Below are 22,497 nucleotides of genomic sequence, written 5' to 3'. Positions count from 1 at the left end.
GGTGTGCGCCCGATCACCATGGGCAAGCTCCAGTTCAAGGAAGGCACCGCGCTGGTGCACCTCGGACGCGACCGCGAGGCGCTTGCAGCCTTCCGCGACGCACTGGCCACGGCCGAACGGGGCGGCTTGAGCACGCTGGAAGCCAACATACGCGGCAACATCGCCGATTTCTTCCTGCGGCAGCACGATTATCCCGGCGCCGAACGCGAATCGCGGCTGGCATTGGCGGCGTCGGAGCGCGTCAAGGAGCAACGCCTGATCCTGATGGCCAGGGCGAACCTCGGTTTTGCGCTGATGGGCCAGGGACGCATGGCCGAAGGACTCCCTTGGGTCGACGGCGTGATTGCCGAGCTGCGCAAAGGCGAAGTCTGGGGCGACGTCGAAGCAATGCTCGACGAAAAGAGCCGCATGCAGCAACAGGCCGGCCTGTACAGGGAAGCCCTGGCAACCGTGCGCCAGCAGCAGGAGCTGGGGCGCACCAACGATCGCGCTGCACGCGACCGGGCGATTGCGGCGCTCCAGGAAGAATTCGACGCCACCCAGCGTACGCGCCAGATCGAATTCCTGCACCGCGAGAACGGCATCAAGGAAGCCGAGCTGGGCAGCCGCCGCATGGCCCAGCTCGTCACGACCCTTGCCGCCGTGCTGACTGTGCTCGGTGGCGCCGTCGTGTTCGTGCTCTACCGGCGTGCCCGCAGCAGCGCCGTGCGCCTGCAGCAGCTCAACACCCAGCTCGAGTTCCACTCGATGCGCGACGCCTTGACGGGCCTGTTCAACCGCCGCTCCTTTGTCGACAAGATGTCGGCGCGCGCCACCCACGGCAGCGGCGAGCGGCGCAAGGCGGCGCCGGGCGACGTCGACTGTTTCGTCCTGATGGACATCGACCACTTCAAGACCATCAACGACCGCTGGGGCCATGCCGTGGGCGATGCGGTGCTGGTCGAAGTAGCGCGCCGCCTGGCGCTGGCGGTGCGCGATACCGACATGGTGCTGCGCTGGGGTGGCGAAGAATTCCTGGTACGCCCCGGCAACCAATCCAGTCCACCTTGCCGAACTGATCGGCCGGGTGCTCGATGCGGTGGGCGCAACGCCCGTCGACGCGGGCAGCTGCCAGGTCGCGGTCACGCTGAGCGCCGGCGTCGTCTACCTGCCCTGCCCGGGGGGCGGAAAGCGGCGCGCTCGACTGGCAAGGCGCGCTGCGCCTTGCCGACTGGGCGCTGTACCACGGCAAGGAGAACGGGCGCAACCAGGCCTGGATCGTCACCGGCCTGCTTGCGCCGGTGCCTGCCGTGCTCGCCGACCTGGACGGGGCCGGACACGGCAGCCTGCCGCCAGGTTTGCTGGACCTGCACTGCGTGCGCGGACCCCGCCAGCAGGATTCCGCCTAGCTTGCGCCGCGGCCCGGGGCTCGATTGCTCCAGGGTTCATCGAAATAGTCCTAAGTGCAACAAAGTGTGCATTTTCGACCACTTTCAGCATGCTATCGTCTCCCGGTTGCTTACCCTCCCACGGAGCACGCATGGCCGATAGTTGCACCTTCAGCTTTTACATCGAACTGCGCGACGACTTGTCGCCTCTCGAGCTGCATACGCTCGACTATCTGTTCAACGAGCGGCCCGACCCGCCCGACAGCTGGCCGCGGCATGCCTTCTTCGAGCTCGGCGCGCCGCCTTATCCGATGGGCGGTCCCAACATGTTCCCGGGCGGCGCCTATGTGTCGGCCTCGTGGCGCGCCAGCGACCATCCCGGCATGTTCTCCGGCGTGCACTTCACCTGTCCGAACCTGAAGTCCTACTGGTTCTACGAATATCATTTGTACCTGGCGAAGTGGCTGGCGACCCTCAGCTGTGCGCGCGGGCATGTCGGTTCGTTCAAGGACCAGGGCGATGCGAAAGGGTTGCCGTGGCTGTTCTTTGTGTATGACCGGCAGTTGTATATGGCGGAGATGAATTCGAGTTTGCCACTGGTGTCGCTGGAGACGGGGTGTGTTTGTCCGTGGCCGTGAGGGGCAGTTAGCGGATTTAGCGGTGGAATCAAAAAGGCTCCCGTTGGGAGCCTTTTTCGCGTGCAACCCCGGCTGAGCCAGCGCTGAACGGGCCCTGGAGGGCCCGGTGGGATTCGCCCACGTGCCACGGGCCGCCCGTGCGCCTGCAGGCGCACGGCTTCGAATCTTCCCCTTGGGGCCCACACGCAGGGCCCTCAGGGCCCTGCTCCTCTCCGCCAAGCAATGAAAAAAGGCCCCACGAGGGGGCCTTTTTTTATTGCCTGGCGGAGAGGGTGGGATTCGAACCCACGGTACGGTCACCCGTACGCCTGATTTCGAGTCAGGTACATTCGACCACTCTGCCACCTCTCCTGAATCGGTGTTGCGGTCGCTGCAAGAGGCCGCATTATAGCGACACTCTACCGGTTGTGGCAAGTTTATCGGCTTGCATTGTTTTAACCAGACCGGCGCTGCGCGGCCATGGCGCTGCGTTGCCCACGCAGTTCGCGTACACCCTTGCCCAGGCGTTTGCGCAGCAGGGTGCGCAGGGTGACGCCGTCGCGGTAGCCGACCAGTTCGGCGATGCGTTCGATCGGCTGGTCGCTCGTGCGCAGCAGGTGCACCGCCTGCTCGATGCGCAGGTCCTGCACATAGGCGACCGGTGTCTTGCCGACCACGTCCGACAGGCGGCGCGCCAGCGTGCGCTTGCTCGTCGCCAGCGCGCTTGCCGCCTCCTCGAGGCTGAAACCCCGGGCCAGCCGCGCGCGTGCCCAGCGGTCGAAAGCGGAGACGAGCGCATCGTCGTGGGCCAGGTGATCGGCGATCACGTAGGCCGACTGCGCCGGACGCTCGTCGACGATCAGGTAGCGCGCCACCAGCGCCGCCGGGGCCGGACTGGCCTGGCGGATCACCCACAGCGCCAGGTCCAGGTGGCCGAGCGCGGCGCCGGCCGTGAGATACGGCCCTGAACTGACGACCATGCGCCTGGCGTCGAGCTTCACGTGTGGATAGCGCTCGCGAAAGAGCGGCGTCAGCCACCAGTGCAGGTGGCCTCGTGGCCGTCGAGCAGGCCGCTTTCGGCGAGCACGAAGCTGCCGATGCAGGCGGCGCCGATGCGCGCGCCCTGCCCGGCCCAGTCGCGCAGGGCGCAAGCGGCGTCTGGACTTCGCCGCCGCCGAGCGTGCGCACCAGCGGCGCGGGCATCTTGTCGCCGGGCGCCGGCAGCAGGACCAGGTCGGGCACGCCGCATTCACCGGCCGGCACCACCGGCACCGTCATTCCCTGCGCCGTGCGTACGTCGGCGCGCACGCCGGCAAGCGTCACCCGGAAGCGCGGTTGCGGGCCTTCGAGCATGCCGGAGAGCTCGTTCGCCGTCTGGAAGGCATCGAGCATCGCGGCGAGACCCGTATCGAAGGCGCCGTTCAGGACGAGGACAAGGATGTGCATGGCAAGTTCGCTACCATAGAAGTCAATCCGGCCAGTATCTCATCGGCTGCCAGGTCTGTACAGTGGGCTTATTGGCGACGGCGTTCGCATATCCATCACGGGAGAAAACATGTACACGAAAGCACTGGTCGCCGGCTGGGGCGACATGGACTTCAACGCGCACATGCGCAACACCGCCTACCTCGACAAGTCGGCCGATGTGCGCATGATGTATTTCACGGAGCACGGCTTCCCGATGTCGGAATTCATGCGCCTGCAACTGGGGCCGGTCGTCATGCGCGACGAGGTCGAGTATTTTCGCGAGTGCCGGCTGCTCGACAGCATCGATGTGACGCTGGGCATTGCGGGACTGTCGGAGGACGGCAGCCGGATGATGCTGAGGAATGAGTTTTACCGGGAGGGGGTGCTGTGCGCGCGGGTGACGTCGACGGCGGGGTGGTTCGATCTGGCGAAGCGGAAGTTGACGGTGCCGCCGGAGGGGCTGGCGGGCTTGTTGAGGGGGTTGGAGAGGAGTGGGGATTATCAGGAGTTCGCGGGGAGTGTGAGGTAGGGGTGCGGGCTGCTCGGAGGTTACGCGTGGGCACAGGGTGCCCACCCTACGGGTATCGGCTATAACCGCAACGCCCACTGAGCCAGCGCAGAACAGGCCCCGGCGGGGCCTGATGGGATTCGCCCACGTGCCGCGGGCCGCCCCCGCGCCTGCAGGCGCGGGTCTTCGAATCCCACGCGCAGGGTCCGCAGGACCCTGCTCCTCTCCGCCAGCAAATAAAAAAGGCTCCCGAAGGAGCCTTTTTCATTTACTGGCGGAGAGGGTGGGATTCGAACCCACGGTACGGTCACCCGTACGCCTGATTTCGAGTCAGGTACATTCGACCACTCTGCCACCTCTCCTGGTAACCGGTCGCTTGTAATTCGCGAGAGGCCACATTATAGCAGCCGCTTGCGAAAACGGAAGAGCTATTTGCGCGTCGAGCTCACGCCGCCGGCGTCAGGCGCTCGAGGCCGCCCATGTAGGGACGCAGCACGTCCGGGATCGCCACGCTGCCATCAGGCTGCTGGTAGTTCTCCAGCACCGCGACCAGGGTGCGGCCGACCGCCAGGCCCGAGCCGTTCAGGGTGTGCAGCAGTTCCGGCTTGTTCTGGGCGTTGCGGAAACGCGCGCCCATGCGGCGGGCCTGGAAGGCTTCGCAGTTCGACAGCGACGAGATCTCGCGGTAGGTATTCTGTGCCGGCAGCCAGACTTCCAGGTCGTAGGTCTTGGCGGCCGAGAAGCCCATGTCGCCCGTGCACAGCGACATCACGCGGTAAGGCAAGCCCAGGCTCTGGAGGATGAACTCGGCCTGGCCGACCATTTCCTCGAGCGCCGCATACGATTGCTCCGGATGGACCACCTGTACGAGCTCGACCTTGTCGAACTGGTGCTGGCGGATCATGCCGCGGGTGTCGCGGCCGTAGCTGCCCGCTTCCGAGCGGAAGCACGGGGTATGCGCCGTCATGCGGATCGGCAGCGTGTCGAGTGCCACGATCTCGTCGCGCACGATGTTCGTCAGCGACACTTCCGAAGTCGGGATCAGGTAGAAGTGCTCGCCCTCGCCTTCCGCGCCGCCCTTCTTCACCGAGAACAGGTCGGCTTCGAACTTCGGCAGCTGGCCGGTGCCGCGCAGCGAATCGGCGTTGACCATGTAGGGTGTGTAGCACTCGGTATAGCCATGCTTTTCGGTGTGGGTGTCGAGCATGTACTGCGCCAGCGCGCGGTGCAGTCGTGCGATACCGCCGCGCATGACCGAGAAGCGCGAGCCGGTCAGCTTGGCCGCCGTGTCGAAGTCCAGGCCCAGCTTCTCGCCGATGTCGACATGGTCCTTCACCTGGAAGTCGAAGTGTGGCGGCGTGCCGATCTTGCGCACCTCGACATTGCCGCTTTCATCCACGCCCGCGGGCACGGACTCGTGCGGCAGGTTCGGCACCGCTTCCATGAAGCGCGCCAATTTTGCCTGCACCTCGGCCAGGGCCACTTCGTTGGCCTTCAGCTCGTCGCCCAGGCCCGCCACCTCCGCCATCACGCCAGCCGTGTCCTCGCCCTTGCCCTTCAGGACGCCGATCTGCTTCGACAGCGAGTTGCGCTTGCCCTGCAGTTCTTCGGTACGGGTCTGGATTGCCTTGCGCTCGGCTTCCATGGCGTTGAACGCGGCCACGTCGAGCTGGAACTTGCGCGCAGCGAGGCGGGCGGCGACGTTGTCGATGTCTTTGCGGAGGAGTTGGATGTCTATCATTATGGGTATCGGAGTATGAGGTCGGGCTGGCGGTATGTCGCGCAGTTTATCTATTGTGCAATTGTACCAAGCTGGCAGCGAATTCTCGGGCGGGATTTGTCAATTTCGGCGGGAACCGGACGAGGGCCGCGCGAGCAGCAAGGCCGCTTTCGCGGCGTAGAGAACGATCAGCGTACCGGCCAGGTCGCCGCCGGCCATGACGAGGAAACTACGCCACAGCTCATCCTTGCCGCCCTGCAAGGCAAACCACAGGTGGTGCAGACCTGGGCTGGCGATCGAGAACGCCAGCGCATAGAACAGCAGGCGCGGCGCCGACAGCCCGGCCAGGCTGGCGTTGCCTCCGTTGGAGGACAGGATGAAGCGGTAGACGAGATAGGGTGCGAGGGCGGCCAGGATGCCGCCGATAAAGGAACGCAGCGGATCGTCCGGAAAAAAGTAGCCGAAGCACACCAGCCAGGACGCGATCAGGATGCCAGCCGCGCCCGCTTCCGCGAACAAGAGCGTACTGAGAAGCTTGACGCCGGCGGGAAGGTAGACCCAGTTGATTCCCGGTGCGAACTCGAGCCGGGTGAACAGCAATTCGTTGAGGGCGATGGTGGCGAGGAACAACAGCACGGTGGCGCCGCACAAGGACAACTTGAACTTCACTTCTGGCATGAGCTCGCGGCGACTTCGGTAGAATAGGCAAAAGTGCCGTAAAAAAGATTATATCAAGAAACTTTATTTCAAAATCGACACATGACCGGATATGCCGACAAGCCTAGCTCACACCCCGGAAGCGCGCCTGCATGAGCAAGGCAACGCGCCCCGCTGATGTCTACCTGCGCTTCCTGAACCTGGCGCAGGCCCTGCGCGCCCTGCCCTCGCTGCCGCCGCTCGACCCGCTCGAGGAACGCATCCTGTCCATCGTCGGCCGCGCCCGCGAAGCGCAGCAGCGCCTGTGCGTGCGCGACCTGATGGCGCAGGCGGAACTGGGCGCCCCAGCCACCATCCATACCCGCATCAAGGGCATGCGCAAGAAAGGCTGGATCCTGCTGGCCGACACCGACGACACGCGCCGCAAGCAGGTGGACCTCACGCCGGCGGCCCTGGCCTATTTCGACCAGCTGTCGGGGTGCCTGATGCAGGCGGCGAAGTCGGACTGAGCGTCAAGGCCGCCGCCGTCGCTGCTCCCCGGAGCCCTCAATCCTCGCGCGCATCCTCGTCGAGCTGGCGCAGGAAGGCCAGCTTCTCGGCAATCTTCGATTCCACCCCGCGCGGCACCGGCTGGTACCAGCCCGGTTCCGGCATGCCGTCCGGCAGATAGGTTTCGCCCGCCGCATACGCGTTCGGCTCGTCGTGGGCATAGCGGTATTCATGGCCGTAGCCGAGTTCCTTCATCAGCTTCGTCGGCGCATTACGCAGGTGCACCGGCACCTCGCGCGACTTGTCCTTGCGCACGAACGCCATCGCCGCATTGAAGGCGTTGTAGCCGGCATTGCTCTTGGCCGCGATGGCGAGGTAAACCACCGCCTGGCCGAGGGCCAGCTCGCCTTCCGGGGAGCCGAGGCGTTCATAGGTGGTGGCGGCATCGTTGGCGATCTGCATGGCGCGCGGGTCGGCCAGGCCGATGTCTTCCCAGGCCATGCGCACGATGCGGCGCGACAGGTATTTCGCATCGGCGCCGCCATCGAGCATGCGGCACAGCCAGTAAAGCGCCGCGTCGGGATGCGAGCCGCGTACCGATTTGTGCAGGGCCGAGATCTGGTCGTAGAAATTGTCGCCACCCTTGTCGAAGCGGCGCGAATTCAGGGTCAGCGCGTTGTCCACGAAATCCGCGGTGATCGTCGTGATGCCGGAGGTCTCGGCCGAGGTCTTGGTCTGCTCCAGCAAGTTCAGGAAGCGGCGCGCGTCGCCGTCGGCATAGCCGATCAGGGTGTCGATGGCGATCTCGTCGAATTTCAGGTGCTTGAGCACGCGCTCCTGGGCGCGGGCAAGCAACTGGCGCATTTCGTCGTCGCTCAGGGCCTTGAGCACATACACCTGCGAGCGCGACAGCAAGGCCGAGTTGACCTCGAACGAAGGGTTTTCGGTCGTGGCGCCGATCAGGGTCACGAGGCCGGACTCGACGAAAGGCAGCAGCGCGTCCTGCTGCGACTTGTTGAAGCGGTGGATCTCGTCGATGAACAAGATCGTGTGCTTGCCGCGCGCCAGGTACTGCTCGGCCTGCTCGACCGAGGCGCGGATATCCTTCACGCCCGACAGCACGGCCGACAGGGCAATGAATTCGCAATCGAAGGCATAGGCCGTCAGGCGCGCCAGCGTGGTCTTGCCCACGCCCGGAGGGCCCCACAGGATCATCGAATGGGGTTTGCCCGACTTGAACACGAGGTTCAGGGGCTTGCCGGGACCGAGCAGGTGGCTCTGGCCGATGACCTCGTCGATGGTGCGCGGACGCAGGGCTTCGGCCAGCGGCGCCGCCGGTTCGTTCCTGAACAGGTCATCCACGGCGCGCTCCCGTGAGCCGCGACGGATAGCGGAATTGTTGCGAATGGTTGTGCATGCGACTAGTGTAGCCGATGCTGCCTGTGCGGGCTGCGCACCGCGATGGCGCGCACGCTTGAGACAGGCAAAGGCACCCACGGCGTTTTCATGGAAGCGCTGCCACTATAATCCGCTTTTCCCCTGGAGTTCCGGATGAAGAAAGCCCCTCCCGTCCTGATGATGCAGGACGTCTGGTTCCGCTGGACCAAGGCGACACGTGCCGCTGCCGATGCCGGCACGCGGCTGGCGGTGCCGCGGGTGCACCCCCTGCCCCAGCTGACGGCGGAAGCGAACGAGGCGACGATCCGTCACGAGGTGATGGTGCACGAGTCAAACGGCTTCGTGCCGGTGCATCGCGTGGGAAGGATCAAGGACCCGGACTGGGACCGCGCGCGCCCAGGGCACCCGGACAACGTGGTCGCCCGCGCGAGCGGCGAGCGTTTCATCGTGTCGCTGCAGCCGCCCTGGGCCAGCATGCTGACGACCAAATGGCCCGCCTGGCTGCCCTCGCCCCTGTTCGAGGGCGGCGTCGGCGACAGCATCCGCATCGACTGGAACGGACGCTTCCGCTCGTCCCTGTTCGGCTCGGACCGCTCCTACTTTTTCGAGGAGCACACGGTCTGGGTGACGCTGGTCGCCGCGCCGACCGATGGGGTCTTCGTCGGGCTTGAACCAGGCAAGCACATCGACCTGCGCACGCAGATCTATTGAACCAGGCGCACCCGCGCCAACCCGACAATTGTTTATCAGGACAACAACTGTTTACTGCCGGCTGACCTCGGCGCCTTTTGGGATCTCGAACTTGAACTGCTGGGCGCCCAGCGCGGGATTGCGCTGGAAGCTGGTGAATTTCAGGACCGAGGTCTGGCCGAAGGTGTCCTTCAGTTCCATCGCTTCCGGCGCGCCGTTGCGCATGCCGATGCTGATCTGCTCGAAGGTGGTGTCGCGCGCCTTGGGCACGGCGTTCAGCCATTCCAGGCCGTCGCGCGTTCCCGCTTCCGACAGCGTGAAATTCTTTTCCAGATCATTGCTGCCGAACAGGATCGCCGCAGGCGACGAGCCGAGAGCATTGCCGAGCTTGCGCACGGTAACCTGGTTCAGGTCCTTGTCGTAGATGTAGAGCTGGTCGCCGTCGGCCTGCAGCACCTGTTCGTAGGGCTTCTGGTAGTTCCAGATGAACTTGCCGGGGCGGGCGAAGACGAAGCTGCCGCTGGAGGCGGGCGTGGCCTTGCCGTTGGCGGATTTCTTCAGTTGTTGCTGGGTGAATTCGCCCTTGGCGGACTTGGTGCCGGCGACGAAACTCTTGAACTGGTCGAGGGCGGCCGCGTGGGCGGCGCCTGAGAGCGCCAGGGCGGCGGCGATCAAGAGAGCGATGGTGTTTTTGGTGTTGGGCATCGGGGTCCTTTGGTTCAGTAATCGTGGGTGCAGGATAGACGGGAAACGACGCGGTGTCGGCTGGGCATTTAACGCAGTGCGGATGCTGGCAGCCGGCGGTCGCTTTGCGGTGTGCAGCAGTACGACCGCGTGGGCACGGGGTGCCCACCCTACGGTTCCTGGCACCACGGCCGGCCGCAACGGCTTTACTCCGCCTGCGTTGCCGGCACGAGGATGTCGCGGTTGCCGTTGCTTTGCATCGGCGAGACCACGCCGCTTTGCTCCATCTGCTCGAGCAGGCGCGCGGCGCGGTTGTAGCCGATGCGCAGGTGGCGCTGCACGAGCGAGATCGAGGCGCGGCGGTTCTTCAGCACCACCGCCACGGCCTGGTCGTACATGGCGTCGGACTCGCCGCCGCCTTCGCCGGCCATGGCATCGCCCCCACCGCCGGCACCGCCCTCTTCCAGCGTCCCGCCTTCCAGGATGCCTTCAATGTAATTCGGCTCGCCCAGCGATTGGAGATGTTTTACAACTCGATGCACTTCGTCGTCCGAGACAAAGGCGCCGTGCACGCGCACGGGCAGGCCGGTACCGGGCGGCATGTAGAGCATGTCGCCCATGCCGAGCAGGGCTTCCGCGCCCATCTGGTCGAGAATCGTGCGCGAGTCGATTTTCGAGCTCACCTGGAAGGCGATGCGGGTCGGGATGTTCGCCTTGATCAAGCCGGTGATGACGTCCACCGATGGGCGCTGGGTCGCGAGGATCAGGTGGATGCCGGCGGCGCGCGCCTTTTGCGCGATACGGGCGATCAGCTCTTCCACTTTTTTACCCACGACCATCATCAGGTCGGCCAGTTCGTCGATGATGATGACGATGGTCGGCAACTTGGCCAAAGGCTCGGGATTGTCCGGCATGATCGAGAACGGATTCGGGATGTGCTCCTCGCGCTTGGCCGCGTCCGCGATCTTCGTGTTGTAGCCGGCGAGGTTACGCACGCCGAGTTTACTCATCAGCTTGTAGCGGCGCTCCATCTCGTTCACCGCCCAGTTCAGCGCATGGCCGGCCTGGCGCATGTCGGTCACGACCGGCGCCAGCAGGTGCGGAATGCCTTCATAGACCGACATTTCGAGCATCTTCGGGTCGATCAGGATCAGGCGCACGTCGGCCGGGTCGGATTTGTAGAGCAGCGACAGGATGGTGGCGTTGATGCCCACAGACTTACCGGAACCGGTGGTACCGGCCACCAGCAGGTGCGGCATCTTGGCCAGGTCGGCCACCACGGGTTTACCGGCGATGTCCTTGCCCAGCGCCACCGTCAGGTTCGAGGCGCTGTCGTTGTAGACCTTGGAGCCGACGATTTCCGTCAGGCGCACGATCTGGCGCTTCGGATTCGGCAGTTCCAGGGCCATGTAGTTCTTGCCCGGGATGGTTTCGACCACGCGGATGGAAGTGAGCGACAGCGAACGCGCCAGGTCGCGCGCCAGGTTGACGATCTGGCTGCCCTTCACGCCGGTCGCCGGCTCGATCTCGTAGCGGGTGACAACCGGGCCCGGGTAAGCCGCGACAACCTTGGCTTCCACGCCGAAGTCGTGCAGCTTCTTCTCGATCAGGCGGCTGGTGAATTCCAGGGTATCGACGGCCACGGTTTCCTGCACCGGCGGCGCTTCGTCCAGCAAGGACAGCGGCGGCAGCGGCGAGTCGCCCGGCAAGTCGCGGAAGAGCGGCGTCTGCTGCTCCTTGACGGCGCGCTCGCCTTTCGGCACCGACAGCATCTGCGCTTCGATCTTGATCGGCGACGGCAGGTGCTCGGCAGCTGCGGTTTGCGCCGCGGTGGCGAACGCTGGCGTTGCAACGGGCACGTCGAGCACCGGCTCGGCACGGCCAGTATCGGCACGGCCAGTATCGGCACGGCCAGTATCGACACGCTGGGGCTCGACGGGACGAACCGGCTCGGCACGCGGCGGCGCACTGCGCGGCGCCGGACGGTTTGGTGCCACCTCGTCGAATTCGATCAGTTCAGGCTCGGCACGGCCGGGCACCTGACCAGGCGCCTTGTCGTTGCGCGCACGTTCGCTCACCAGCGCTTCGTCGCGCGCCACGGCAGCGGCTTCGCCCTGGCGGCGGTCTTCGCGGTCTTCATAGCGCAGGCGGAACCAGTCGATGGTGCTTTCCACCGCCTCGCCGATGCGTTCGGCCACGGCCAGCCAGGACACCTGGAAGAAGAGCGAAAAGCCCAGGCCGAAGAGCAGCAGCAGGAGCAGGGTCGCGCCGGTGAAGCCGAAGGCGACCTGGGAGGCCTGGCCGAGGATCTGGCCCAGCACGCCGCCGGGCGCGCGCGGCAATTCCACCTTCCACTGCCAGAGGCGCAGGTATTCCAGGCCCAGGCTGCCGGTAAACATGATGGCAAAGCCGATCCAGCGGACGATGAACTCGTCCTGGTGCTCCGGTTCCCTGGGCGTGGCCAGCTTGTCGGTCAGGCGGCGGTAGCCGCGCCAGACGGCGCGCAGGAACAGCACGCCCCACCACCAGGCGGAGAAACCGAATATGAACAGTAACAGGTCGGCAATCCAGGCACCGGCCTTGCCGCCCAGGTTGGAGATCGACGCGACCGTGTTGGCATGCGACCAGCCCGGATCCGACTTGTTGTAGCTGAGCAAAATCATGACGAAATACAGGAATGCGACCGCCATGGCGATCCAGCGCGCTTCCAGCAGGAGGCGCGCGAGACGGCTTGGCATCGGCGTGCGCGCCGACGCGTTGCGGGGACCATTCACGACAGGGGTGGGACTCTTCTTGCTCATGCTGCTAGTGCTGATGGGTTCGCTTTTGCGGAATCTGTCATTCTAAGCCATATATGGGCGCCGGGGCCGTCCATTCATGCTTGACTGCATCATCGTCTATAATCTGCGTTGCTAATCTGCGAGCGCCTGGCGACTTGATTCTGCAGCCCGCGCCCCCAGTTTCCCACTTCCCTTACACTCACTCGCACCCCATGACCACTACGAAACACGCCAAAGTCCTGATCCTCGGTTCCGGTCCCGCCGGCTACAGCGCTGCCGTGTATGCGGCCCGCGCCAACCTCTCCCCGATGCTCGTGACCGGCGTCGAGCAAGGCGGCCAGCTGATGACCACGACCGACGTCGAGAACTGGCCAGGCGATCCGCTGGGCGTGCAGGGTCCGGAACTGATGCAGCGCCTGCTGCAGCACGCCGAGCGCTTCAATACCGAAATCGTGTTCGACCACATCCATACGACGTATTTGAACGAGAAGCCGATTCGCCTGGTTGGCGACTCGCACGAATTCACCTGCGACGCCCTGATCATCGCCACCGGCGCCTCGGCCCAGTACCTCGGCCTGGAATCGGAACAGGCCTTCATGGGCCGCGGCGTGTCGGCCTGCGCCACCTGCGACGGCTTCTTCTACCGCAACCAGGAAGTGGCCGTCATCGGCGGCGGCAATACCGCGGTCGAGGAAGCCCTGTACCTGGCCGGCATCGCTTCCAAAGTGACCTTGATCCACCGCCGCGACAAGTTCCGCGCCGAGCCGATCCTGGTCGACCGCATGATGCACAAGGTCAGCGAAGGCAAGATCGTGCTGGAACTGAACCAGACCCTGGACGAAGTCCTGGGCGACAATAGCGGCGTGACCGGCCTGAGGCTGAAGTCGGCTGCCGACGGAAGCACGAAGGACCTCACCGTGCACGGCCTGTTCGTGGCGATCGGCCACAAGCCGAACACGATGATCTTCGAAGGCCAGCTGGAAATGCACAACGGCTACATCAAGACCCGCAGCGGCACCGAGGGCATGGCCACGGCCACCAGCGTACCGGGCGTGTTCGCGGCCGGCGACGTCCAGGACCACATCTACCGCCAGGCGATCACGAGCTCGGGCAGCGGCTGCATGGCCGCGCTCGATGCGCAGCGTTACCTGGAGGCCCTGGAAGATTCGTGATGCTGGAGGGGCATGAAAGAGTTTGCTGACCTGAAGGCCCTGCGCGACCGCCTCCGCGAGGAAGAGCGGCTGCGCGCCATCGAACAGGCCGAGCGGGAAAAACAGGAACGCATCGCGCGCGAACGCGCCGTCGAGTTCCAGGGCGCGATGTCCGGCGTGAAGAAAATGCCGGAATCGAACCGCTACGTCTACCGTCCGGTCCAGGAAGCGCTGCTGCGCGAGGGGAAACAGCCCCGTGTCCAGCGCACCCAGGCCGAGGACGATGCCCTGGTCATGCAGCAGTCGCTGTCGGACCTGTTCGACGTCGACGGCCTGCTCGACGACGATCCTACCCTGTCGTACGCGCGCGAAGGCGTCGGGCCCGATGTGGTGAAAAAGCTGCGCAAACGCCGCTGGCCCGTGCAGGACGAACTCGACCTGCACGGCATGACGCGCGACGTCGCGCGCGGCCAGCTGGGTGACTTCGTGCACCGCTCGGTGCGGCGCGGCGTGCGCTGCGTGCGCGTCATCCATGGCGTCGGCTACGGTTCGCCGAACGGCGAGCCGGTGCTGCGCTCGGTCGTGCACAGCTGGCTGGTGCAGATGATTGATGTCGTCGCCTTCTGCGTGGCCGGCCGCGCCGACGGCGGCCAGGGCGCGCTGATCGTGCTGCTGCGCCCCGCCCTCGACCTGTAAACCCCTGTCCGCGCCGGCCTTCCTGGCGCCGCGGCGCGCTTGCTCCCGACCAGTCGTCCGGCGCCCACCGATCCCCCGTTATACTATTGGCTCCTGCCGGCCCGTACCTGTTCATCCGTGGCTCGCCCAATATAAGGGAAGCGAATTGAAGACAGTCCAGGCCGAGCCGATGCCCGTCCCCCGCCAGGTCGACCTGGCAAATTGCGCCGACGAGCCCATCCACATTCCGGGCTCGATCCAGCCGCACGGCTTCCTGCTCTTCATGGATGCGGCCGGCAAGCTCGAAGGCTGGAGCGGCAATGTGCCGGGCGCGCTGGGCGCGCTGCTGCAACTCGCAGGCCCTGCACCGGTCTTCCCCTGCCCGCAGTCGCCCTCGACCTGATTGCCGACTGCACCGCGTCGCTGAGCGAGGGCGAATGCCCGCCGGCGATGGCCGCCGTCACCATAGCCGGGCGCGACTACGACGCCATCGTGCATGGCACGGCCGGGCGCATCGTCGCCGAATTCGAAACGCGCGCGGTCCGCGCCGATGAAGTGGCCCTGTTCGCCGTCAAGGCCCACAGCTCGATCGAGCGGGTGCGGCGCCAGCGCAGCATCGAAGGCCTGCTCGAGACGGCCGTGCGCCAGGTGCGCGAGTTCACCGGCTTCGACCGCGTGATGGCCTACCGCTTCCGTCCCGACGACAGCGGCGACGTGGTGGCCGAAGCACGCCGCGACGACCTGCAGCCTTTCCTTGGCCAGCGCTACCCGGCCGGCGACATTCCGGCCCAGGCGCGCCGCCTGTATGTACTGAACACCCCTGCGCATGATCGCCGACATCGGCTACGCGCCGGTGCCGCTGCTGGGCGCGCCGGGCGCGGCGCCGCTCGACATGCGCTTCGCCGTACTGCGCAGCGTCTCGCCGGTGCACGTCGAATACCTGCGCAACATGGGCGTGCATGCTTCGATGAGCGTGTCGATCGTCATCAATGGACGCCTCTGGGGCCTGATCGCCTGTCATCACATGGCACCGAAAATCGTGCCCTACGCGATCCGCATGGCGGCCGACGTGCTGGCGCAGGTGATGGCCTCGACCATCCAGAGCATCGAAGCGCGCCTGGACGCCGAGCTGGTCGAACGCACCGCGCGCGTGCGCACCGATCTCGTCGAATCGCTGCTGGTCGACGAGGAACCCCCGACGCGCTGGCGCGCCATGCCGAGGCCCCTGCTGGGCGCCACCGGCGCGCAGGCGATGGTGTGCCTGCACAACGGCAAAATCGTCCATCACGGCCCCATCGAGCGCGCCATCGCCGAGGCGATCGCCTGCTCGCTGCCGGCCGACGCACTCGACCTGCTGGCGCGCGATCACCGGACGAGTGGCCCGAGGCCCCGCAGCCGCTGCTGGGCAAATGGGTCGGCATGCTGGCCCTGCCCTTCGATCCGCCCGGCGGCGGCTGGTGCCTGCTGCTGCGCACCGAGCAGATCGAACACGTGTCCCGGGCCGGCCGTCCGGAAAAGAGCGTCGAATTCGGGCCGCTGGGCGCGCGCCTGACGCCGCGCGGGTCGTTTGACGCCTGGCACGAGACCGTGGCCGGGCGCGCCCACCCCGGGAAGCGGCGGTGCTCGACAATGCCCGCCTGATGCTGTCGGAACTGCTGCGCGCCTCGAATGCGCGGCGCGCCCAGCTCGACTCGACCCGCGCCCAGCTGCTGGCCATGCTGGGGCACGACCTGCGCGACCCGCTCAATTCGATCAACATGGCCGGCACCCTGCTCGAACGTAGCAAGGCCCAGCCCACGCTCGGCAAGCGCATCCAGTCCTCCAGCAACCGCATGCAGCGCCTGATCGGCCAGGTGCTCGACATGAGCCGCATCGACGGCGGCCTGGGGCTGGGCATGATCCTCGAGCCGCTCGACCTGGCTGCGCTGGCCGAAGACCTGGTCGAGGAGATGCGCCTGGCCTACCCGGCCATTCGCTACGAGTACGCCAGGCCCGGCCCGACGCCGGTGCGTGCCGATAGCGGGCGCATATCGCAGGTGCTGTCGAACCTGTTGAGCAATGCACGCCACCATGGCCAGGTGGGCAGTCCGATCCGGGTGGCGCTGGCCGCCCACGCCGGCTGGGCGATGCTGGAAGTGAGCAACGCCGGCGAGCCGATCGGCGACGAACAGGCGGCCACCCTCTTCAATCCCTTCAAGCGCAGCTCACTGCACAATCCGCGTAACCGCAGCGGCATGGGCCTGGGCCTGTATATCGTCGCCACCATCGTGCGCGAACACGAGGGCGAAATCGCCTACCGCCACGAGGATGGGCAAGTGGTGTTTTCGGTGCGCCTGCCGCTGGCGGAAACCGAACGCGCCGGTCCCGACCTGAGCCGGCACGCCAGTGCACCCGCCGGCGGCAAACTTCGTCCTACCATCCGGGCTGCATGACATGTTAGGCTAGCAACATGCCAACAGCCTCCAAGCCCGCATGACCCTCATCAAGTTCATCGAGATCGTGGCGATCCTTGTCGGCGCCTTTTCCGGCTTCATCGAAGCGCGCCGCAAACGCATGGACCTGGTGGGCGTGTTCACCGTTGCCTTCATCGCCGCGTTCGGCGGCGGCACCCTGCGCGACATCCTGCTCGACCGCCGCCCCCTGTTCTGGGTCACGCACCAGGAATACGCAATCGCCATTTTTGTCCTGGCCCTGATCGCCTCGCCGCTGATCCGCACACTGCGCCACATCGTATCCGAACGCCTGATCGTCATTGCCGACGCCGTCGGCCTGGGCCTGTTCTCGGTGGCCGGCGTCTCGGCGGCGCTGGACGCCGGCATGCCCCTCTTCATCGCTTCGATGATGGGCGTGATCACCGGCATTTTCGGTGGCGTCCTGCGCGACATCGTCTGCAACGAGGTACCGATGGTTTTCCGCGACGGCAAACCCTATGCCATCTGCGCCTTCCTCGGCAACTGGATGTTCCTGCTGATGGGGCTGTACACGGGCGTGTCGCATGATTTCGCCCTGTGGACCAGCGCGCTCTTCATCAGCGCACTGCGCTTGATTACCTGGAAGTTCGATGTACAGGTGGGGCGCTAGGAAGCCTGGCACACCGCGCCCGCGCACCCGCTGCACGAGCTTTCACCCAATGTGTTGCCACACAGCAACATTTAATTGGAAAAGTGCCTTTCTCGCCTGGTGTTCTCCCCCACGCATGTGTTTTGCATGACGCTGTCACGTACCATTCGTCAACGAACCGTCACGTAAAGTCCATCACTTTTCCAGGCTGACGCTTCTACTTCGACAAGCACGCCCGCTGCCTTGAAAGCATCCGAATGACGATCGACGAACCGACCCTGATGATGGTACTTGGCGCAGCCTCGCTCACTGCAAGTGCCATGTTCTTCACGCTGCATGCCTCCGCACGCCATATCGCCGGCGTGCGCCTGTGGGCCTTCGGGACACTTGCCGTCGGATTCGCGGTCATCCTCGACGGCCCACGGCTGATCGAAAACTGGCAATGGGCTTCGCTCCTGTTTAACATTCCACTGGGCCTGGGCCAGGCCTTCTTCCTGGTCGGAACGGCGCAGTTCGTCGGACGGCCCTGTCCCAAGTGGCTGCTGCCCGCGCTGGCGGCGCTCGTGGTCATGCTCACGCTGGTGTTCACGCTGCTGCTGCCCGACAGCGTGCCCCGTATCGCCTCTCTCTCCTCCTTCCAGGCTGCTACCAACGCGTTCACCTCATGGCTGCTCTGGCGCCATCGCGAAGCGCGGTCGCGCTATGCCTACGCGGTTGCGTCCGTGGTGACGCTTGCACAGGCGGGCTCCGCACTGGCACAGGCGTTGTTTGTCCTGACGAGCCCCGTGGCGATCACCTATGCGGCACCCGAGCTCCCGATCGTGAATATCGTTACCTGGGTTGCGACGATGTCGAACATTTTGATCGGCAACTGGATCCTGTTCCTGCTCGTCATGCTCCGCCTGGTGGGCGAATTGCGGGCCGCTGCCGGGAACGACGCGCTGACGGGGCTTCTGAACCGGCGTGGGCTGCGCCTGCACGTCGACGGCCTGCTGGAAGCGGAACGGTCGACGACCTCGCTGGCCGTCTTGCTACTCGACGTCGACCATTTCAAGCGCATCAATGACGAGTACGGGCACGAGGTGGGCGACAAGGTCCTGGCCACGATGGGCGAGGTCCTGCACGGCCTGGGCGGCGCCCATGCCGTCCCTTGCCGATGGGGCGGCGAGGAGTTCTGCTTCGTCGTCGACGGCTTCACCGGCCGGTCCCTGTCCGACCTTGCCGAGCAGGCCAGGCAGGGCTTTCACCGGATGACGCAATCCCTGCTCCCTGCCGGCGCGACGGTCAGCATCGGCCTGGCAGCCATGCGGGTCGATCATGGTTTCGAGTTCTCCAGGCTGGTGGCGCTCGCCGATACCCAGCTCTACCTGGCGAAACATGGCGGCCGCAACCGGGTATGCGGCGCCAGTGTCGGCCTGGACAACGCGGCACCCGGATTCATGATCTGACTCGGCGCCTGGCGGGCATGGTGCACGCCAGCCCGGAACCTGCTCCGACAGATCGTCAGTGCCGATCCGGGACATGGAAGGTCTTGGAAGTTCGGGTAGCAAGGATGGGCAGGCACCGGCCTCGTGCTAGAATGGCCTCCGGTGCCCACCATACTTGCACACGAGTAGAAACAGGCTGCCTTTCCCCATCGTCGTCAAAACCAATCCGTGACCGCCGTCATTCGGACCTTCAACGTGTGCGCTCTTCCGAATATGGCGAACAACTGGAGAGGTTTTCATGACTGTCAAAGCATTTGCATATTTCATTCAGGCGCAGCTCAAGTCCAGCGCTGGGCTCGATGTCCGGCGATCGCATGTCTACGAGCTGCTAGCCGCGTCTTACGGCTTCAACTCATTCGCGGCGCTGCATCGAGACCACATCTTCACCGAATGGCCGGGTGACCAGGCCCGCCCTGCCCTGCATGAATGGCTCCTGCGCGAGCGCTGCACACGGCTCCGGCTCGATACCGGCCGCATCACGACCGTGCTGCCCCCAATGCTGGCGGCGGCACATATCGCACCGATGGGGCTGTCGACACTGTTCGATCTGATCCGGGACGGCGATCTGGAGACCGTGTCTCCTGGCCTGCTCGAGGCTGTACGACACGCTGCCGACGCCGGCCATGGCGAAGCGCACTGGATTCTTGCTGGACTCTATGATCCCCACGAAATCCAGGCAAGCGCGTACTGGTATGCCCGGCAGCAGGCAGGAAAGATGCTGTCCGGTGTCGAGGCCGAATGGGCCGACAATGAACGAAAGCGACGTGAATACGCGCTGCTTCAGGAGCAGCATCTGGCCGCCGCCGCACGCTTGGGCCACCTTGAGGCGCGCAGGGTGCTTGCGGAACGATCGGACGATCCCCGCGAGTGGTACACGCTTGCCGCCAGTGCAGGTGACACCAGCGCAATGCGCGCCCTGGTAGAAGACGACCAGGACGATCCGCAACAGCGCTGGACCTGGATTTACCTGGCGCGCTTGCTGGGTAACGATGTGCTTGCAAGCACTCTGCGAGCTTATCACGAGGATGGCTCGGACTATGACGACGATGTCGGCGGTCCGCTCCATGTTGCAGGAGGAGAGGCACTCGAGGTCGAGCCGCTCGACGCAGCGTCGGATCGGGCGGCGCGCGAAGCGGCACAAGCACTGTTTGAATCGATCCCGCGCGCCGACCTGGATGACGAAGGCGCACGCACGGACGAGGACTGGTAATCATCGGCGGGCGCGCTGGCTGGCATGGCCAGCGCCCGCCGCATCCTACACCGCGTCCGCCCCGGTCTCGCCGGTACGGATGCGGATCACCTGCTGCACATCCTGCACGAAGATCTTGCCGTCGCCGATCTTGCCGGTGCGCGCGGCCTTGATGATGGCGTCGACCACCTGGTCGACGATGGCGTCGTCTACCACGACTTCGATCTTCACCTTCGGCAGGAAGTCGACCACGTATTCGGCGCCGCGATACAGTTCGGTATGGCCCTTCTGGCGGCCGAAGCCTTTTACCTCGGTCACGGTCAGGCCGGTGACGTTCACGTCGGCCAGGGCCTCGCGCACTTCGTCGAGTTTGAAAGGTTTGATTACGCAGGTAATCTGCTTCATGTCTGCTCCTTTTCTGGTAATGGTTTGTCGCGCGCTCAGTCGGGAATCTTCTTCAGTTCGTCCAGCCACACGGTGGCTTCGGAGTCGCTCGGTGCGCGCCAGTCGCCGCGCGGGGACAGCGAGCCGCCGTTGCCGACCTTCGGCCCGTTCGGCACGCAGGTGCGCTTGAACTGGCTGGTCTTGAAGAAGCGCCACAGGAAGATGCCCAGCACGCGCTTGATCGTGGCCAGGTCGTACTCGTTGCGGGCGCCGTGTTCTTCCGGCCAGTGGCCCTCCTCCCTGGCACGCCAGGCCGACCAGGCGAGGAAGGCCACCTTGGTGGGCGCAAAGCCGTAGCGCAGGATGTAGTAGAGGTTGAAGTCCTGCAGCTCGTAGGGGCCGATCACGTCCTGGGTGCTTTGCGCCGGCTTGTCGTCGTTCTCTTTGCCCGGCACCAGCTCGGGGCTGATCTCGGTCTCCAGGATGTTGATCAGGACTTGCGCCCCGCCCTTCACGACCGCTTCGGTCTCGGCCACCCAGCGCACCAGGTGGGCGATCAGGGTCTTGGGAACGCTGGCGTTCACGTTGTAGTGCGACATGTGGTCGCCCACGCCGTAGGTGCACCAGCCCAGGGCGAGTTCGGACAGGTCGCCGGTGCCGATCACGATCGCGCCCAGGTGGTTCGCCAGGCGGAACAGGTGGTTCGTCCGTTCGCCCGCTTGCACGTTTTCGAAGGTGACGTCGTACTGCTCCTCGCCTTTCGCGAACGGGTGGTCGAGGTCTTCCAGCATCTGCAGGCAGCTGGGGCGGATGTCGATTTCCCGGGCGCTGCAGCCGACGACGCGCATCAGCTCGTGCGCCTGCTTGAGCGTGCGCCCGCTGGTGGCAAAGCCCGGCATGGTATAGGCCAGGATGTTCGTGCGCGGCAGGCCGAGGCGGTCCATGGCGGCGGCGCAGACCAGCAGCGCATGGGTCGAATCGAGCCCGCCGGAGACGCCGATCACCACCTTCTGGATGCCGCTGGAAGACAGGCGCTGGATCAGGGCCTGCACCTGGATGTTGTAGACCTCGGTGCAGCGCTCGTCGCGCAAGGCGCGGTTGGCCGGCACGTAGGGGAAGCGCTCGATCTCGCGGTTCAGCAGCAGGCGGCCTTCGAGGGGCAGCGCCAGCGGGAAGCGCGTCACGCGGAAACTGGCCACCTGCTCGGCATGGCGGCGGGCCGACTGGGCGAAGGTCGTGGCGCGGATGCGTTCCTGCGACATGCGCTCCAGGTCGACGTCGGCGAAGATCAGGTGGGACTCGTCGAGGAAACGTTCGGACTGGGCCAGCAGATCGCCCTTCTCGTAGATGAGCGCCTGGCCATCCCAGGCCATGTCGGTCGTCGATTCGCCGCGTCCGGCCGAGGTGTACAGGTAGGCCGCCATGCAGCGCGCCGACTGCTGCGACACCAGCTGGTGGCGGTAGGTGCTCTTGCCGACCAGGACGTTCGAGGCCGAGAGGTTGATGAGCACCGTGGCGCCGGCCATGGCCGCGTACGAGGATGGCGGCACGGGCACCCATGCGTCTTCGCAGATCTCGACGTGAAAGCGCAAATTTGGCAGGTTCTCGACCTCGAACAGCTGGTTCGGGCCGAAAGGCACGTCTTCACCGAACAGGCGCACCGCATCGACGGTCGCGCAATCGGCGGCGGAGAACTGGCGCGACTCGTAGAATTCGCCGTAGTTCGGCAGGAAGCTTTTCGGGACCAGGCCGAGCACGCGGCCATTCGCGACCACCGCCGCACAATTGAACAGCTGGTGATTGACCCGCAGGGGCAGGCCCACTACCATCGCCAGGGGCAGGCTGGTCGAGGCCTCGACGATGGCGGCCAGTGCCGCTTCGCAGGCATCGAGCAGCGCGCGCTGGTGGAACAGGTCTTCGCAGCTGTAGGCGGACAGTCCCAGCTCGGGAAACGCGACCAGCGCGGCGCCTTCTTTCGCCGCCTGGCGCGCCAGGTTCAGGGTCTGCTCGACGTTATAGGCCGGGTCGGCGATGCGGCAGCGCGGGATGGCCACGGCCACGCGCGCAAAACCGTGCGAGTACAAGTTTAAAAATCGGTCGTTCATCTTGGCCTTTCGCGTGTCGAAGTGCGCGGAAAGCGCGGCGAACGCCAGGCAGCCCGGCCACGCACGAGG

At 65.4% G+C, this 22,497-nt stretch carries 20 protein-coding genes, 2 tRNA genes and 2 pseudogenes; 14 read left to right on the top strand and 10 right to left on the bottom strand.

All coding sequences use genetic code 11. The features are described from left to right. The first annotated feature begins 3 nt into the window (after nucleotides 1-3). Both G4G31_RS27875 and G4G31_RS12905 read left to right on the top strand, forming a co-directional pair. Nucleotides 4-1,530, top strand: a complete 1,527-nt coding sequence (locus tag G4G31_RS27875) for a tetratricopeptide repeat-containing diguanylate cyclase (protein ID WP_182988040.1) — start codon at nucleotides 4-6, stop codon at nucleotides 1,528-1,530. Further along, entirely contained in the window at nucleotides 1,520-2,005 is a 486-nt protein-coding gene (locus tag G4G31_RS12905; protein WP_182988039.1) for a hypothetical protein, read from the top strand. The genes G4G31_RS27875 and G4G31_RS12905 overlap by 11 nt, the downstream gene beginning before the upstream one ends. Before the next feature lie 261 nt (nucleotides 2,006-2,266). Here the strand turns inward: G4G31_RS12905 and G4G31_RS12900 are convergent. Next, a tRNA-Ser gene (locus tag G4G31_RS12900) sits at nucleotides 2,267-2,356 on the bottom strand. A gap of 83 nt (nucleotides 2,357-2,439) precedes the next feature. Further along, nucleotides 2,440-3,430 (bottom strand): annotated as a pseudogene (locus G4G31_RS12895) (GlxA family transcriptional regulator). Between the two features lie 109 nt (nucleotides 3,431-3,539). On the opposite strand from G4G31_RS12895, the gene G4G31_RS12890 reads away from it, so the two are divergent. After that, a complete protein-coding gene (locus G4G31_RS12890; RefSeq protein WP_182988038.1) occupies nucleotides 3,540-3,980 on the top strand; it encodes a thioesterase family protein in 441 nt (146 codons plus the stop codon). Between the two features lie 251 nt (nucleotides 3,981-4,231). On the opposite strand, the gene G4G31_RS12885 is transcribed toward G4G31_RS12890, so the two are convergent. The 3 genes from G4G31_RS12885 to G4G31_RS12875 all read right to left on the bottom strand — a co-directional run bounded on the left by G4G31_RS12885 (nucleotide 4,232) and on the right by G4G31_RS12875 (nucleotide 6,357). Continuing rightward, nucleotides 4,232-4,321 (bottom strand) — tRNA-Ser (locus tag G4G31_RS12885). Nucleotides 4,322-4,404: 83 nt separating this feature from the next. Beyond that, entirely contained in the window at nucleotides 4,405-5,700 is a 1,296-nt protein-coding gene (gene serS, locus G4G31_RS12880; RefSeq protein WP_182988037.1) for a serine--tRNA ligase, read from the bottom strand. 99 nt (nucleotides 5,701-5,799) lie between these two features. Next, the gene (locus tag G4G31_RS12875; protein WP_182988036.1) at nucleotides 5,800-6,357 is read right to left on the bottom strand and encodes a hypothetical protein; all 558 of its coding nucleotides are present in this window, start codon (nucleotides 6,355-6,357) and stop codon (nucleotides 5,800-5,802) included. A gap of 131 nt (nucleotides 6,358-6,488) precedes the next feature. Between G4G31_RS12875 and G4G31_RS12870 the strand changes: the two genes are divergently transcribed. Next, nucleotides 6,489-6,845 (top strand): winged helix-turn-helix domain-containing protein, encoded by a 357-nt coding sequence (locus tag G4G31_RS12870; RefSeq protein WP_182988035.1) that lies wholly within the window; start codon nucleotides 6,489-6,491, stop codon nucleotides 6,843-6,845. Between the two features lie 37 nt (nucleotides 6,846-6,882). On the opposite strand, the gene G4G31_RS12865 is transcribed toward G4G31_RS12870, so the two are convergent. After that, nucleotides 6,883-8,187, bottom strand: a complete 1,305-nt coding sequence (locus tag G4G31_RS12865; RefSeq protein WP_182988034.1) for a replication-associated recombination protein A — start codon at nucleotides 8,185-8,187, stop codon at nucleotides 6,883-6,885. A gap of 189 nt (nucleotides 8,188-8,376) precedes the next feature. Here G4G31_RS12865 and G4G31_RS12860 point away from each other — a divergent pair, with 189 nt between their 5' ends. Continuing rightward, the gene (locus G4G31_RS12860) at nucleotides 8,377-8,934 is read left to right on the top strand and encodes a hypothetical protein (RefSeq protein WP_182988033.1); all 558 of its coding nucleotides are present in this window, start codon (nucleotides 8,377-8,379) and stop codon (nucleotides 8,932-8,934) included. A gap of 51 nt (nucleotides 8,935-8,985) precedes the next feature. On the opposite strand, the gene lolA is transcribed toward G4G31_RS12860, so the two are convergent. Then, entirely contained in the window at nucleotides 8,986-9,618 is a 633-nt protein-coding gene (gene lolA, locus G4G31_RS12855; RefSeq protein WP_182988032.1) for an outer membrane lipoprotein chaperone LolA, read from the bottom strand. 185 nt (nucleotides 9,619-9,803) lie between these two features. Beyond that, nucleotides 9,804-12,398: a DNA translocase FtsK gene (locus tag G4G31_RS12850; RefSeq protein ID WP_182988031.1), complete on the bottom strand. Its 2,595-nt coding sequence runs from the start codon at nucleotides 12,396-12,398 to the stop codon at nucleotides 9,804-9,806. A gap of 191 nt (nucleotides 12,399-12,589) precedes the next feature. Here G4G31_RS12850 and trxB point away from each other — a divergent pair, with 191 nt between their 5' ends. The 9 genes and pseudogenes from trxB to G4G31_RS12820 all read left to right on the top strand — a co-directional run bounded on the left by trxB (nucleotide 12,590) and on the right by G4G31_RS12820 (nucleotide 19,960). Then, a complete protein-coding gene (trxB, locus tag G4G31_RS12845) occupies nucleotides 12,590-13,549 on the top strand; it encodes a thioredoxin-disulfide reductase (RefSeq protein WP_182988030.1) in 960 nt (319 codons plus the stop codon). A gap of 12 nt (nucleotides 13,550-13,561) precedes the next feature. After that, on the top strand, nucleotides 13,562-14,224 hold the full coding sequence (locus G4G31_RS12840; protein WP_182988029.1) for a Smr/MutS family protein: 663 nt from the start codon (nucleotides 13,562-13,564) through the stop codon (nucleotides 14,222-14,224). Nucleotides 14,225-14,369: 145 nt separating this feature from the next. Beyond that, nucleotides 14,370-14,606: a hypothetical protein gene (locus G4G31_RS26020; RefSeq protein WP_229424939.1), complete on the top strand. Its 237-nt coding sequence runs from the start codon at nucleotides 14,370-14,372 to the stop codon at nucleotides 14,604-14,606. Between the two features lie 423 nt (nucleotides 14,607-15,029). Further along, nucleotides 15,030-15,230 (top strand): annotated as a pseudogene (locus G4G31_RS28320) (GAF domain-containing protein); the annotation flags it as partial. Between the two features lie 392 nt (nucleotides 15,231-15,622). Beyond that, on the top strand, nucleotides 15,623-15,844 hold the full coding sequence (locus tag G4G31_RS26010) for a hypothetical protein (protein ID WP_229424938.1): 222 nt from the start codon (nucleotides 15,623-15,625) through the stop codon (nucleotides 15,842-15,844). Continuing rightward, nucleotides 15,823-16,635 (top strand): sensor histidine kinase KdpD, encoded by an 813-nt coding sequence (locus G4G31_RS26005; protein ID WP_229424937.1) that lies wholly within the window; start codon nucleotides 15,823-15,825, stop codon nucleotides 16,633-16,635. The genes G4G31_RS26010 and G4G31_RS26005 overlap by 22 nt, the downstream gene beginning before the upstream one ends. A 40-nt stretch (nucleotides 16,636-16,675) precedes the next feature. Then, the gene (locus G4G31_RS12830) at nucleotides 16,676-17,284 is read left to right on the top strand and encodes a trimeric intracellular cation channel family protein (protein ID WP_182988028.1); all 609 of its coding nucleotides are present in this window, start codon (nucleotides 16,676-16,678) and stop codon (nucleotides 17,282-17,284) included. A 236-nt stretch (nucleotides 17,285-17,520) separates the two neighbouring features. Further along, nucleotides 17,521-18,711 (top strand): diguanylate cyclase, encoded by a 1,191-nt coding sequence (locus tag G4G31_RS12825; protein WP_182988027.1) that lies wholly within the window; start codon nucleotides 17,521-17,523, stop codon nucleotides 18,709-18,711. Nucleotides 18,712-18,988: 277 nt separating this feature from the next. Next, nucleotides 18,989-19,960, top strand: coding sequence for a hypothetical protein (locus G4G31_RS12820; protein WP_182988026.1), 972 nt, complete (start codon nucleotides 18,989-18,991; stop codon nucleotides 19,958-19,960). A gap of 45 nt (nucleotides 19,961-20,005) precedes the next feature. On the opposite strand, the gene G4G31_RS12815 is transcribed toward G4G31_RS12820, so the two are convergent. Together G4G31_RS12815 and G4G31_RS12810 are read right to left on the bottom strand one after the other, a co-directional pair. Continuing rightward, on the bottom strand, nucleotides 20,006-20,344 hold the full coding sequence (locus tag G4G31_RS12815; RefSeq protein WP_056339716.1) for a P-II family nitrogen regulator: 339 nt from the start codon (nucleotides 20,342-20,344) through the stop codon (nucleotides 20,006-20,008). Nucleotides 20,345-20,379: 35 nt separating this feature from the next. Next, the gene (locus G4G31_RS12810; RefSeq protein WP_182988025.1) at nucleotides 20,380-22,428 is read right to left on the bottom strand and encodes an NAD(+) synthase; all 2,049 of its coding nucleotides are present in this window, start codon (nucleotides 22,426-22,428) and stop codon (nucleotides 20,380-20,382) included. Nucleotides 22,429-22,497 lie beyond the last annotated feature (69 nt).

Source organism: Massilia sp. Se16.2.3 (genome assembly GCF_014171595.1).
GTDB lineage: Bacteria > Pseudomonadota > Gammaproteobacteria > Burkholderiales > Burkholderiaceae_D > Telluria.
The sequence above is the reverse complement of the archived record's forward strand: the minus strand, read 5'-3'. Positions and strand labels throughout refer to the sequence as shown.